Below are 13,772 nucleotides of genomic sequence, written 5' to 3' on the forward strand. Positions count from 1 at the left end.
TTCCTGTTAGTTCCGATCCGGGTTGGGCTCACACGACCATGAACAGCACAGCGACGAAGATGCTGGCAGCCGAGAAGGTCATGGTCCGCGAGGACCAGGTGTTGAACCATTGTTGAAAACTGGCGAGGTCACGCTTGAGGGCAGTCGGTTGGCGGGTCCAGGACTGCTTGTCGAGGCGGAAGAACACGTAGATCTTCATCAGCGCGCCGACGATCTGGTTGTAATAGAGGATCAGCGGGTAGGCCGGGCCGACGCTGTGCCCCGAGCACAGCAGCATGATGGTGAGGATCAGGCGGGTAATGCCGATCCACAGCAGGTACACCAGCAAAAAGCCCAGGCCGAACTTGAGGCTGGCAATCACGGCCACGGTCAGGCCCAGCAGGCTGGTCCACATCGACACCCGTTGGTCGAACAGCACGATGCTGGTGAACAAACCCAGGCGCCGCATGCCCAGGCCCAGCGCGCGCGAGTTCTGCCGCAGGTTGTTGCCGTACCAGCGGTACATCAGCTTGCGGCTGGCCTTGAGGAAGCTCTTCTCCGGCGGGTGCTCGACGGTGTTGATGGCGGCGTCCGGCACGTAGAACGTGTCGTAGCCCAGGCGCATCAGGCTGAACCAGCTGGACTTGTCGTCGCCGGTGAGGAACTTGAAACGGCCCAGGCGCCAGTGCATCAGCGAGTCACTTTCGACGTCGGCGATGAATTCGGGGTTGGTCACGACGCTGGCGCGGAACATCGACATGCGCCCGGTCATGGTCAGCACACGCTTGGACAGGGCCATCGAGCACATGTTGATGTGACGCTGGGCGAAGCGCAGCTTGTGCCACTCGCTCATGATGTAGCCGCCACGCACTTCGCAGAACTCGTTGGTGGTCAGGCCACCCACGTTCGGGTACAGCTTGAACCACGGTACCGTCTTGCGAACCACGCCTTCGGCCAGCACGGTGTCGCCGTCGATCACCGCCACCACGGCATTGTCGTCCGGTAGCATCCGCGAGATGGCGCGAAAACCATAGGCCAGGCCGTCGCGCTTGCCGGTACCGGCAATGCGCACGATGTCGAGCCTTACGTGGGCTGGCGGGTTGTACTTGGCCCACAGGCTTTTCACCAGCAGCTCATCGGACATTTCCACGAGCGAGCAGACCACGGTGGTCGGGTAGCCACAGTCGATCGCCTCGCGGATCACCGAGCTGTAGACCTGGGCTGTGGTCAGGGCTTCGATACGGAAGCTGGTGACCATCAGGTAGACGTGCGATGGCGCTGCGGTCTCGCCCATCTTCTGCACCTTGCGGCGCAGGTACGGGTACACCCCGTACAGGAAGATCATGCCGCGGATGAAATGGGTGGCGCCCATGGAGTAGCGCCAGATGCCGACGGCGCCGACCAGGAAGATGAAGTGCTTCGACTGCGAGTCGAAGATGTCGGCCGGCAAGGCCAGGGCGATCAGCATGAGCAAACTCATGTAGAGCAACCAACCGGCGCACTGCAACAGCACGTTCTGCAGCCTTTGCATGTTCAGCATCCGTCGAGAATTCTTGAAGGAAGGGCAGCGCAGGGTGGCCTGCGCTGCCCGGCCGAGGGCTTACCAGCAGATGCCTTCGGTTCGGCTGGTCGGGCAGGTGGTCTTGCCCATGAAACCGACCAGGTCAATCACTTGCTTGCCGGCCGGCGCGTGCTCGGCAAGCGCACGGAACTGCTCGTCGCGGTTGCCCAGGACGATGATGTCGGCGTTGTCGATGACCTTCTGGAAGTTGGCGTTGAGCAGTGAGGAAACGTGCGGGATCTTCGACTCGATGTACTCTTTGTTGGCCCCGTGAACGCGGGCGTACTCGACGTTCTCGTCGTAGATGTCCAGTTGATAGCCCTTGCCGATCAGGCGCTCGGCCAGTTCCACCAGCGGGCTTTCACGCAGGTCATCGGTGCCGGCCTTGAAGCTCAGGCCAAGCAGGGCCACCTTGCGCTTGTCGTGCGCTTCGATCAGTTCGAAGGCGTTCTGCACCTGCGACTCGTTGCTGCGCATCAGCGAATCGAGCAGCGGTGCCCGCACGTCGAGGCTGGCGGCGCGGTAGGTGAGGGCGCGTACATCCTTGGGCAGGCACGAGCCGCCGAAGGCAAAACCTGGGCGCATGTAGTACTGCGACAGGTTCAGTACCTTGTCCTGGCAGACCACGTCCATCACATCGCGGCCGTCGACACCGACCGCCTTGGCGATGTTGCCGATTTCGTTGGCGAAGGTGACCTTGGTGGCGTGCCAGACGTTGCAGGTGTACTTGATCATCTCGGCGACTTCGATGGGCTTGCGGATCACCGGTGCATCGAGTTCTTCGTACAGGCTTTGCAGCACATCGCCGCTGGCGCTGTCCAGTTCGCCAATGACGGTCATCGGTGGGTGGTCGTAGTCCTTGATCGCGGTACTTTCACGCAGGAACTCAGGGTTGACGGCCACGCCGAAGTCGATACCGGCCTTTTTGCCCGAGCAATCTTCGAGAATCGGGATGACCACGTTCTTGACCGTGCCTGGCAGCACGGTGCTGCGCACCACGATGGTGTGGCGGCGGGTGGTGTCACGCAGCACATACCCGATTTCGCGGCACACCGATTCGATGTACTCCAGCCCCAGGTCGCCGTTTTTCTTGCTGGGGGTGCCGACGCAGATCATCGATACGTCGCTGGCGCGGATGGCTTCGGCGAAATCGGTGGTGCCGCGCAGCCGGCCGTTGGCGATGCCTTGTTGCAGCAGTGCTTCCAGGCCAGGTTCGACGATGGGCGACTTGCCCTGGTTGATCAGGTCGATTTTGGTGCGGGACACGTCCACACCGATCACGTCATGACCTCGCGCCGTCAGGCAACCTGCACAGACCGCACCCACATAACCCAAACCAAAGATGCTGATACGCATCGCTATCACCTCATGTGTTTATCACGCCAGCTCTTCCGGGAAGAGCCGGACCGGATTGATTAACAACAGTTTTAAGGCGCACGGCTCCCTGGCGAATGCACACTTCACCGCGCGCAGGCATGAATAAATCTGGAGCGCACAAAGTTATGCACTCAAAGTAGGCAGTTATTAGCCGTTTATTTAAAGGCGTGCCCTGAAATGCAGCCGTCTTCATTGCAATGCGCTACTTGGCGCGTTGCTGTGCTTGTTTTTTCAAGTGGAAAAACCCTTTGAAATCAACCACTAGGACGAGTTAAAGGGGGCGCGACTCTCCTGCATGGACAGGGCGTTCAGGGGAACCTGTGGCACCTGTAGAAGTTGTTGGGGCGGGTGTTTGATACCTGCCGGTTGTCATCTGTAAGTCATCTCTCACACCGTGAGTGCATGAAATTCGTTACGGCACTATGAGCGATAGGTCATAGGAGAAGTTCCTGGGTGGGTTCGGCCTCCATGAAAGATTTCTAAATAATTTTTCAGTGGCAAATACTTTCATATTGATAGCACGCAGGTCTTTTACCCCTGTGTATAAAGGGCGAGCGTGAAGCGGGATGTTTTAATGCCAGCATCGAAAAAATTTTTTCAAAATTCGTCAAAAAAGTACGAACGGTCTTATGACGTTTGGCGATAAAGATAGGGTTGACGGTTTTGTGGCGCCATTTGTTTGGCATGGTGGCGCTATGGTTCGCGGTTTTGCAGGCTGTAGTGAAGGCGGTTTGCCTGCAGCGTTGGCCGCGTTAGCAGGGGGGGAAGGAAGAAGGCGCTCGATTGGGCAAGCGTTGTGCTGAGCACCGTAGAAAAGCTTGTTCGCAAGACCGAATAGCTACAAAGCGCGGAGCGCTTGCGGGCGCGATAGCGCAACCCAGGGGCCTGAATACTCCCCCCAAGCTGGCTACCGCGGCTTGGGCAATCAATCGGCAGGCTGGTCGCGCAAAAACACCAGGTGATCAGGTTTGGACTGCTCTGCACTGTAGTAGTAGCCCTGCACAGCAAATGCCTTGAGTTGCTCCGGGTCATTGATGCGTTGCTCGATCACGAAGCGGCTCATCATGCCCCGGGCTTTCTTGGCATAGAAGCTGATGATCTTGTATTGGCCGTTCTTGTAGTCCTTGAAGTCGACGTTGATCACCCGAGCCTTCAAGGCGCTGCGTTTCACCGCGCTGAAGTACTCATTGCTGGCCAGGTTCAGCAACACGTCGTCACCCTGTTCGGCCAGGGCCTGGTTCAGCCATTCGCTGATGCGCGTACCCCAGAAGGCATACAAATCCTTGCCGCGGGCGTTGGCCAGTTTGGTGCCCATTTCGAGGCGGTAGGGCTGCATCAGGTCGAGTGGGCGCAGCAGGCCATAGAGGCCGGAGAGCATGCGCAGGTGCTGTTGGGCATAGGTGAAGTCGTCTTCGCCCAGGGTTTCTGCATCCAGGCCGGTGTACACATCACCTTTGAAGGCCAGCAATGCCTGCTTGGCGTTGGCCGGGGTGAAGTCCGGGGTCCAACTGCCGAAGCGTGCGGCGTTAAGGCCGGCCAGCTTGTCCGACAGGTGCATCAGCTCGCTGATCTGTGCAGGTGAAAGTTCGCGCAGTTGCACGATCAGTTCCTGGGAGTCGTCCAGGTACTGGGGCAGGGTGAAACGCTCGGTCACCGGTTTGGTGTCGTAGTCGAGGGTCTTGGCGGGGGAAATCACCGTCAGCATCGGGTCGGCTCCTGGAATGGTTGCCGGGGATTCTACGGATCGGGGAGGGGAACGCCAAACTATGACGACAATAGTCACAGACCATCGCCGAAGCAGGCGCTATAGTGCGCGTTTCGTTGTCACGGAGAGACCGATCGTGCGCATTGCCGCTGCTTTGCTGGCCTCGTTGTTGAGCTGGGTCGTCCAGGCTGCCCCTGTTCCCCCGGCCAGCCTCGACCGCAGCCTGTGGCCGGAGCAACTGGACAGCCCAGCGCTGTTCGATGTCGCCTCGCGCGCGGAGATTCTTTCATTTGCCCGGGTATTGCATGAAAGCGAGCTGCTTGATGACGGTGCACTGGCGGCTCGCCTGGGCTTGCGACAGATCAACCTACAGAAGATACGGGCCCTGCGGGCGCGCATGTGGCAGCGGCTGTGGCAGGGTTACCAGCAGGCGCAGCGCAGCTGCGAGCAGGATGCCTCGTTCTGCTATCTGGTCGAATCCATGGCTGATCTGCGCACAAAAGCAGCTACGTTCGCCGCTGATGTCGGCACGTTTTACACCGGCTGGATCGAGCCCAGCCACCAGTTTCATGTGCGCTATCTGAATGAGCAGTTGCGCAAGGCAGCGGTGTTGCCGCAGATCAGCAGTGAGGTTGAACGGCTGTCCAACCGTGAACGCAACGGCGACGAATTGAACGACCGTATGTTCCTGCTCTCGTTCGTGGGGGGGCCTGGGCCTGAGGGGGGGACCACCGATACGCTCACGGCCTATCTGCGCAAGCAGAAGATGCAGGGCACCTTCTTCGTGTTGGGCAACCGCTTGCAGCAGCGCCGCGACGCCGCGCCTGGCAACGCCCTGGGCGAGCTCTACCGCGGGCAGTGCGTGGGTATACAAGGCTGGGAGTACCGCTCCCATGCGCAATGGCAGGGCTGGCAGGATTCGCTCAAGCGCAGCCAGGCGCGGGTCCAGGCAGACCTGCCTGAGCAGTACGTGCCGCTGTTCCGCCCCCCCTACGGACAGCGCCGGGCCGATGGCGAGGCGTTCATGGCCAGCCAGCAGCTGCAGGTGTCGCTATGGGATATAGATGGACAGGATGATGGCCCGCTGACGGCTGAGGCCTCGGCCCAGCGGGTGGTGACCTTGATGCTGCTGTGGCGCAAGGGGGTGATCCAGTTCCACGATGCCCTGCCCAAGGCGCAGACGGCGGTCGAATGGCTGCTGCGCAACACCGCCCAGAGCGGTATCGGTTGGGAGGATTGCCACGAATATGCCGCGCACGAATAGAGGGTCTGACTTCTGACTGTAGTCCCGTCTGGCCCGAGCGCCAAGGGCTGTTCGTCAATCGGAAAAATAAACTTCACCAGCACGTAAAAATGCTTTTTTTAGTCATCGTTTTTGCTGTATGAAGAAACCAGACAGCCGATTCCTGCAGCACAGGTGGCGTCATCCAGGCCCACCTTGCCAGGTTCACTTCCCGCCCGTAGCAACGCGGATACGGGGAGAACGGCAGTCACTCTGCGGCGCAGCAGACCGCGCCGTGTGGCTTCGACATAAGGTGACCCGAGTATGGATGACCAAGGACGCAACCCTTCCTCCAGCAAGCCAATCCTCTATGTGCTCGATACCAACGTCCTGATTCACGACCCCAACGCTTTGCTCAACTTCGAGGAGCACCACGTCGCCATTCCGATGACGGTGCTGGAGGAACTCGACAAGCTCAAGACCGGTAAACAGACCATCGCCGCCGAATGTCGCCAGGCCATCCGCCTGATCGACCAGACCCTCGGTGACGCTTCGCCCAGCGATGTCGAGCAGGGCGTGCCGATCCAACGTAACAAGAGTGGGCCCAAAGGCTTCCTGTCGATCCTGATGAGCCCGCGCAACGAACCGAACAAGCTGCTCCCGGAAACCCTCAACGACAACATCATCATCAACCAGTTGCTGGAACTGCGGGCCAAGCGCACCGACCTGGACGTGGTGCTGGTCACCAAAGACATCAACATGCGCCTGAAGGCGCGCGCCTGTGGTATCGCGGCCGAGGACTACAGCACCGACCAGTTGGTGGATGACGTGTCGCTGCTGTCCAAGGGCTACCACTCAGTCTCCGGCTCGTTCTGGGACCGGGTCAGCAAGGTCGATACCCGCCAGGAGCGTGGCCGCACCTGGCATCGGGTGCAATTGATCGACAACCTGCCGGCGGTGCACGTCAACGAGTTCATCATCGATGAGCAAGGGTTCGTTGGCTGGATCAAGGGCATACGCAACGACGAGTTGCTGCTGCTCGACCTGCACCAGGAGCCGCTGCTGCACCAGGAGGCCTGGGGGCTGAAGCCGCGGGACATCCATCAGAGCCTGGCGCTGTTCGCCCTGCTCGACCCGGATATCCACCTGGTCAACCTGACCGGTGCCGCCGGTTCCGGCAAGACCATCCTGGCCTTGGCCGCGGCGATCGAACAGACCATGGTCAGCAAGCGCTATCGGCGTATCATCGCCACCCGTAGCGTACAGGGGCTGGACCAGGAGATCGGCTTCCTGCCGGGCACCGAAGCGGAGAAGATGGAGCCTTGGCTGGGCGCCATCACCGACAACCTCGAAGCCTTGCACATGGATGATGAAAGCACCCATGGCAGCGTCGAATACATCCTCGAGCGGGTACCGCTGCAGTTCAAGTCGTTGAACTACATCCGTGGCCGCAGCTTCCAGCAAAGCCTGATCCTGATCGACGAGTGCCAGAACCTGACGCCGCACCAGATGAAAACCATCATCACCCGTGCCGGCTCTGGCTCCAAGGTGGTCTGCCTGGGCAACCTGGCGCAGATCGACACCCCCTACCTGTCCGCGACCAGCTCGGGCCTGACTTATCTGACCGAGCGCTTCAAGGACTTCCCCCATGGCGTGCACATCACCCTGCAGGGCGTGCCCCGCTCGGTGCTGGCCGAGTACGCCGAGTCGCATCTGTAAACCTTTCGAGCCGGGCGGTGCGCCGCCCGGCCTCATTACGGGTTCGACCCGCGAAGAGGTCACCACTGCCAGTACATTCCGCTGCTCAAACCTGACCCACAGGTTTACACTTTGGGTTCCCTTCACAGGAGCAGAGCAGTGCTGACACATCTTGATTCCCAGGGGCGGGCCAACATGGTCGACGTCACTGAAAAAGCCGTGACCGAGCGCGAGGCCACTGCCGAGGCGCGGGTGCGCATGTTGCCGCAGACCCTGCAGATGATCGTCGACGGCGAACATCCCAAGGGCGATGTGTTCGCCGTGGCGCGCATTGCCGGGATCCAGGCGGCGAAGAAGACCAGTGACCTGATCCCGTTGTGCCATCCGCTGATGCTGACCAGCGTCAAGGTCGAGCTGAGCGCCGAGGGGGCAGATGCCGTGCGTATCGTCGCCCGCTGCAAGCTGGCAGGGCAGACCGGGGTGGAGATGGAAGCACTGACCGCCGCCAGCGTTGCCGCGTTGACGATCTACGACATGTGCAAGGCCGTGGACAAGGGCATGGTGATCGAGCAGGTGCGCCTGCTGGAGAAGGTAGGCGGCAAGAGCGGCCACTACAAGGTGCAGGCGTGATGAATGTGAAAGTGATGTATTTCGCCCGTTATCGCGAGTGCCTCGGCGTGGATGCCGAGCGCCTGGACGGTGACTTCAAGGTGGTTGACGATGTGCGCCAGGCCCTGGTGGCCAAAGGCGGTCAGTATGAGGTGCTGGCCGAGCAGAACCTGATGTGCGCACGCAACGAGGAACTGTGCAGGCTCGACGAGCCGCTGCAAACAGGCGATGAGGTGGCGTTCTTCCCACCGGTAACCGGAGGCTGAAGATGGCGGTGCGAGTGCAGGAAACGACGTTCGACCCGGGGTTTGAGGTCAACGCCATGCACGCCGCCAATGTCGGCGTGGGCGCCGTGGTCGGCTTTGTCGGCTATGTGCGTGATTTCAACGATGGTCGGGATGTGGCGGGCATGTTCCTCGAACATTACCCCGGTATGACCGAGAAAGCCCTGGCCAAGATCGTGGTCGAGGCCGAGCAGCGCTGGCCCTTGCTCAAGGTTGAGGTGTTGCACCGCATCGGTGCGCTGGAGCCGGGCGAGCCGATTGTGTTCGTCGGTGTGGCCAGCGCCCATCGGCAGGCAGCATTCGATGCCTGCAACTTCATCATGGATTATTTGAAGACCCGGGCGCCGTTCTGGAAGAAGGAGAATACCCAGGAGGGGCCGCGGTGGGTGGAAGGCAAGCAGAGCGATCAGGAAGCGGCGGGGCGATGGTAGAGAAGGCGTAGCTCTTCAGGGCCAAGCCCTGGATCGCCGGCAAGCCGGCGATTGGGCTGCAAAGCAACGCTGCATCAGTGATGCTTGCGCGGCACCGGCTTCAGCAGTTCATCCGGCGGCATCTCGCACTTGATCTTGCGCCCCAGCAGGGTTTCGATAGCGGGCAGCTGGTACGAGTCATCCTCGCCGGCAAAGCTGATCGACACACCGCTGGTACCGGCACGGCCGGTACGGCCGATGCGGTGCACATAGTCGTCCGGGTCTTCCGGTAGGGTGAAGTTGATCACGTGGCTGATGCCGTCGATGTGAATGCCCCGTCCCGCAACGTCGGTGGCCACCAGTACGGTGATGCGGCCTTCACGGAAGCTCTCAAGGGTACGGATCCGCTTGTGCTGCGGTACGTCGCCCGACAGCTGGGCCGCATTGATACCGTCGCGCACGAGCTTTTCCTCGATGCGTCGCACTTCGTCCTTGCGGTTGGCAAACACCATCACCCGTTCCCACTTGTTCTGGGTTACCAGGTTGTACAGCAGCTTGTACTTGTCGCTGCCGGCCACCGCGTACACGTGCTGTTCCACGGTTTCGCTGGCGACGTTCTCTGGCTCGATCTCGACGATGGCCGGGTCGGTGGTCCACTGCTTGGCCAGGTTCATCACATCGTCGGTGAAGGTGGCGGAAAACAGCAGGGTCTGGCGTTCGCTCTTGGGCGGGGTCTGGCGAATGATCTGCCGTACCTGGGGAATGAAACCCATGTCGAGCATGCGGTCGGCTTCGTCCAGCACCATCACCTCGACCATGTCCAGGTGCACTTCGCCGCGCTGGTTGAAGTCCAGCAGTCGCCCTGGGGTAGCCACCAGGATGTCGCAGTGGCGTGCTTCCAAGGCCTTGAGCTGCTTGTCGAAGTCCATGCCACCGACGAAACTCATCACGTTCAGGCCGCTGTACTTGGTCAGGGCGGCGGCGTCCTTGGCGATCTGCACCACCAGCTCGCGGGTCGGCGCGATGATCAGTGCACGCGGCTCGCCCATATAGCGTTCCTTGGGCGGCGGCGTTTGCTGCAACTGGGAAATGATCGAGATAAGGAACGCGGCAGTCTTGCCGGTGCCGGTCTGGGCGCGGCCGATAGCATCTTTGCCGCGCAGGGTGTAACCCAGTACCTGCGCCTGGATCGGCGTGCAGTACGGGAAGCCCAGGTCGTGGATGGCGTGCATCAGCTCGTTGGAGAGCTTGAAGTCATGGAAGCGGGTCTTGCCTTCCTGCGGTTCGACGACGAAGTCTTCCGGTTTCCACAGGCTGGCCTGGGGTTTGGGCTTGCGTTCGCGGCGCGCTTTGTCCTTGGCCGGCTTTTCGGCATGTGGCGCGGCGGCGTGCGCTTGGGTTTTGTCGCCGGTGTGGGTGCGCGGCTTGTCGTGCTGCGGCGCGTGCTGAGCCAGGGGTGCTGCGGCAGGCGCAGGCGGCGTGACGCTGGCAGCAGGAGCGGCGGCCTGAGGCGCGGCGTCTCCCTTGCCGAATATTTTCTTGAGTGCCTTGAGCACGATCGTCTCGTCAACTGGTTAAGGAATGTACGCCCGGCAGTGTAATGCAAGAACCGGGCGCGGCGTAGCGGAATACGCCCACAACTACAGGCGAGCCCTGCTTATTGCAATTGCTTGCTCAGCCAGTCGTGGATGTCGCTCAACTCTTCGACCGCCACTTCATGTTCCATCGGGTATTCATGCCAGCGGGCGGCCACACCCCAGGTGTTGAGGTACTCGAAGGCGGTGCGGCCCATGGACGGAATCACCACGGGGTCGTGCACGCCATGCAGGCACAGGGCCGGGGTGCGTTGCTGGCAGGCGCTCAGTTGATGGGTTTCGCTGAAGGTCGGTGCATAGGTGGACAGGGCGATCACACCACCCAGCGCTGCCTGCCACTTTATATAGGCGGTGTGCAGCACCACGGCGCCACCCTGGGAGAAACCGGCCAGGAAGATGCGCGCCAGGTCGATACCCTTGGCTTGCTCGGCTTCGATCAGGGCGATGATCTGCTCGGCCGATTGCTCCAACTGCGCCTCATCGATGGCGCGAGCGGGGGACATGGCCTTGATGTCGTACCAGCTGGGCATTTCATAGCCGCCATTGATGGTGACCGGCCGGGTGGGTGCCTGGGGCATGATGAACCGGGTGCTGAGCAGACGCTCCTGCATGAATTCGGCAACCGGTAGGAAGTCGTAACGGTCTGCGCCCAGGCCGTGCAACCAGATCACACAGGCGTCTGCGGTTTTCTGAGGTTCGAGAATCAGCGGGTTGGTCATGACTGCTCCGAAAGTGTGCGCGCTTTATTCTGAAGTGCGTAAAAAAGAGGCGTTGGAATTAATTGTCAGAAAAAGAATGTCGCAACAATACAACTTTTGCTACTTGACGACTGCTTAAACGCTACAGCCTTCGAGTGTGGTACGCGCTTTGCTATGGAACCTTCGACGCGAAGGGATAAACCCAGACGGTAACACCCTTTGCGAGTGAAGGCTGTCAAAGAACAGCCCATTGCGCCAATTGACCCAATAACAAGCCAGCACGGGTCGGATGCGCCTCATAAGGGTGCGGTGCAATTCCGGCTCGGTACAACAAGAGCGATTTGGAGGTTGTGAATGAAGATGTTGAAAACCACCCTGGCAGTCCTCACCGCTGCCGCCGCATTGGGCGCGGTGAGCAATGCCCAGGCCGGCGCCACGCTCGATGCGGTGAAGAAGAAGGGCTTCGTCCAGTGTGGCGTGAGCGACGGTCTTCCAGGCTTCTCGGTACCTGATGCCAAAGGCACCATCGTCGGTATCGACGCCGATGTCTGCCGCGCCGTGGCCGCCGCAGTGTTCGGCGACGCCACCAAGGTCAAGTTCAGCCAGCTCAACGCCAAGGAACGCTTCACCGCCCTGCAGTCCGGCGAAGTCGATGTGCTGTCGCGCAACACCACCTGGACCAGCTCGCGTGACGCTGGCATGGGCCTGGTGTTCGCCGGTGTCACCTACTATGACGGCGTCGGCTTCCTGGTCAACAAGAAGCTCGGCGTGTCCAGCGCCAAGGAGCTCGATGGCGCGACCATCTGTATCCAGGCCGGTACCACCACCGAACTGAACGTGTCCGACTACTTCCGCGCCAATGGCCTGAAATACACGCCGATTACCTTCGACACCTCTGACGAAAGCGCCAAGTCCCTGGAGTCCGGCCGTTGCGACGTGCTCACCTCGGACAAGTCGCAGCTGTTCGCCCAGCGGTCCAAGCTGGCCGCACCGACCGACTATGTGGTACTGCCGGAAACCATCTCCAAGGAGCCGCTGGGCCCTGTGGTGCGCAAGGGCGACGAGGAGTGGTTCAGCATCGTCAAGTGGACCCTGTTCGCCATGCTCAACGCCGAAGAGGCGGGCATCACCTCGAAGAACGTCGAGGCCGAGGCCAAGTCTACCAAGAACCCGGACAATGCCCGCCTGCTGGGCGCTGACGGTGAGTACGGCAAGGACCTCAAACTGCCCAAGGACTGGGTAGTGCAGATCGTCAAACAAGTGGGTAACTATGGCGAAGTGTTCGAGAAGAACCTGGGCCAGAGCACTGATCTGAAGATCGACCGTGGCATGAACGCCCTGTGGAACAACGGCGGCATCCAGTACGCACCACCGGTGCGCTGATAGCTGCACCCTGCGGCGGCATCCCGCCGCCGCAGGCTGTTCGAATCCCTACTGTCCGGGGCACTTCATGCAAAATCGAATCGGCGCACAAAAGGGGCCTTCCCTGAGCGATCCACGTGTGCGCGCGTGGCTGTTCCAGATCCTCACGATCGTCCTTGTGGTGGGTTTGGGCTGGTACCTGTTTCACAATACGCAGACCAACCTGCAACACCGGGGGATTACCTCTGGCTTCGACTTTCTCGACCGCAGTGCCGGCTTCGGCATCGCCCAGCACCTGATTCCTTATGTGGAGTCCGACAGCTATGCACGGGTGTTCGTCATCGGCTTGCTCAATACCCTGCTGGTGACCTTCATCGGTGTGATCCTGGCTACGGTCCTGGGTTTCATCATCGGCGTGGCGCGGTTGTCACCGAATTGGATGATCAACAAGCTGGCGACGGTGTATGTCGAGACGTTCCGCAACATCCCGCCACTGTTGCAGATCCTGTTCTGGTACTTCGCGGTATTCCTGACCCTGCCGGGGCCACGGGGCAGCATCAACGTCAACGACACCTTCTTCATCAGCAACCGGGGCCTGAACATGCCGGGGGCCTCCATGGCAGACGGCTTTTGGCCGTTCGTCATTGCCCTGGCCCTGGCGATCGTCGCGGTTGTGGTGATGGTGCGCCAGGCCAACAAACGCTTCAACGAAACCGGTCAACCGTTTCACACGTTCTGGGTGGGGCTTGCGCTGTTCATCGGCATCCTCGGCGCCTGTGTGCTGGTGTTCGGCAACCCCGTGCATTGGGAAGTACCGCAACTCAAAGGCTTCAACTTCGTTGGCGGCTGGGTGCTGATCCCCGAGTTGCTGGCGCTGACCCTGGCGCTGACCATCTATACCGCTGCGTTCATCGCAGAAATCGTGCGTTCGGGTATTCGTTCGGTCAGCCACGGCCAGACCGAGGCCGCCCGTTCGCTCGGTCTGCGTGAAGGCCCGACCCTACGCAAGGTGATCATCCCCCAGGCGCTGCGCGTGATCATCCCGCCGCTGACCAGCCAGTACCTGAACCTGGCGAAGAACTCCTCGCTGGCCGCCGGTATCGGCTACCCGGAGATGGTGTCGCTGTTCGCCGGCACGGTGCTCAATCAGACCGGCCAGGCCATCGAGGTGATCGCCATCACCATGAGTGTCTATCTCGCCATCAGCATCAGCATTTCGCTGCTGATGAACTGGTACAACAAGCGCATCGCGCTGATCGAGCGGTGAGGATA

At 60.7% G+C, this 13,772-nt stretch carries 12 protein-coding genes; 7 read left to right on the top strand and 5 right to left on the bottom strand.

All coding sequences use genetic code 11. The features are described 5' to 3' along the window. Positions 1–28: 28 nt before the first annotated feature. From L6D80_RS09615 to yaaA, 3 genes are all read right to left on the bottom strand, one after another. Positions 29–1,510 (bottom strand): glycosyltransferase family 2 protein, encoded by a 1,482-nt coding sequence (locus L6D80_RS09615; RefSeq protein ID WP_176514901.1) that lies wholly within the window; start codon positions 1,508–1,510, stop codon positions 29–31. A gap of 69 nt (positions 1,511–1,579) precedes the next feature. After that, the gene (locus L6D80_RS09620) at positions 1,580–2,896 is read right to left on the bottom strand and encodes a nucleotide sugar dehydrogenase (protein ID WP_054899225.1); all 1,317 of its coding nucleotides are present in this window, start codon (positions 2,894–2,896) and stop codon (positions 1,580–1,582) included. A gap of 946 nt (positions 2,897–3,842) precedes the next feature. Then, positions 3,843–4,622 carry a peroxide stress protein YaaA gene (gene yaaA / locus L6D80_RS09625; protein WP_054899226.1) on the bottom strand — a complete coding sequence of 260 codons (780 nt, stop codon included), beginning with the start codon at positions 4,620–4,622 and terminating at the stop codon, positions 3,843–3,845. Positions 4,623–4,758: 136 nt separating this feature from the next. Between yaaA and L6D80_RS09630 the strand changes: the two genes are divergently transcribed. The 5 genes from L6D80_RS09630 (at position 4,759) to moaE (ending at position 8,866) form a co-directional block, all read left to right on the top strand. Next, positions 4,759–5,886 (top strand): polysaccharide deacetylase family protein, encoded by a 1,128-nt coding sequence (locus L6D80_RS09630; RefSeq protein WP_054899227.1) that lies wholly within the window; start codon positions 4,759–4,761, stop codon positions 5,884–5,886. 282 nt (positions 5,887–6,168) lie between these two features. After that, the gene (locus tag L6D80_RS09635; RefSeq protein ID WP_054899228.1) at positions 6,169–7,563 is read left to right on the top strand and encodes a PhoH family protein; all 1,395 of its coding nucleotides are present in this window, start codon (positions 6,169–6,171) and stop codon (positions 7,561–7,563) included. A gap of 138 nt (positions 7,564–7,701) precedes the next feature. Then, positions 7,702–8,172 carry a cyclic pyranopterin monophosphate synthase MoaC gene (gene moaC, locus L6D80_RS09640; RefSeq protein WP_054899229.1) on the top strand — a complete coding sequence of 157 codons (471 nt, stop codon included), beginning with the start codon at positions 7,702–7,704 and terminating at the stop codon, positions 8,170–8,172. After that, a complete protein-coding gene (gene moaD, locus L6D80_RS09645; RefSeq protein WP_054899230.1) occupies positions 8,172–8,417 on the top strand; it encodes a molybdopterin converting factor subunit 1 in 246 nt (81 codons plus the stop codon). The genes moaC and moaD overlap by 1 nt, the downstream gene beginning before the upstream one ends. Before the next feature lie 2 nt (positions 8,418–8,419). Beyond that, positions 8,420–8,866: a molybdopterin synthase catalytic subunit MoaE gene (gene moaE / locus L6D80_RS09650; protein ID WP_054899231.1), complete on the top strand. Its 447-nt coding sequence runs from the start codon at positions 8,420–8,422 to the stop codon at positions 8,864–8,866. 74 nt (positions 8,867–8,940) lie between these two features. Here the strand turns inward: moaE and rhlB are convergent, their stop codons facing one another. Both rhlB and L6D80_RS09660 read right to left on the bottom strand, forming a co-directional pair. Beyond that, positions 8,941–10,401 carry an ATP-dependent RNA helicase RhlB gene (gene rhlB / locus L6D80_RS09655; RefSeq protein WP_176514899.1) on the bottom strand — a complete coding sequence of 487 codons (1,461 nt, stop codon included), beginning with the start codon at positions 10,399–10,401 and terminating at the stop codon, positions 8,941–8,943. Between the two features lie 101 nt (positions 10,402–10,502). After that, positions 10,503–11,159: an alpha/beta hydrolase gene (locus tag L6D80_RS09660; RefSeq protein WP_176514897.1), complete on the bottom strand. Its 657-nt coding sequence runs from the start codon at positions 11,157–11,159 to the stop codon at positions 10,503–10,505. A 333-nt stretch (positions 11,160–11,492) separates the two neighbouring features. Between L6D80_RS09660 and L6D80_RS09665 the strand changes: the two genes are divergently transcribed. Both L6D80_RS09665 and L6D80_RS09670 read left to right on the top strand, forming a co-directional pair. Further along, positions 11,493–12,521 (top strand): amino acid ABC transporter substrate-binding protein, encoded by a 1,029-nt coding sequence (locus L6D80_RS09665; RefSeq protein WP_054899234.1) that lies wholly within the window; start codon positions 11,493–11,495, stop codon positions 12,519–12,521. A gap of 67 nt (positions 12,522–12,588) precedes the next feature. Next, a complete protein-coding gene (locus L6D80_RS09670; protein ID WP_054899235.1) occupies positions 12,589–13,767 on the top strand; it encodes an amino acid ABC transporter permease in 1,179 nt (392 codons plus the stop codon). The last annotated feature ends 5 nt before the right edge of the window (positions 13,768–13,772 follow it).

Source organism: Pseudomonas ceruminis (assembly GCF_021602025.1).
Lineage (GTDB): Bacteria > Pseudomonadota > Gammaproteobacteria > Pseudomonadales > Pseudomonadaceae > Aquipseudomonas > Aquipseudomonas ceruminis.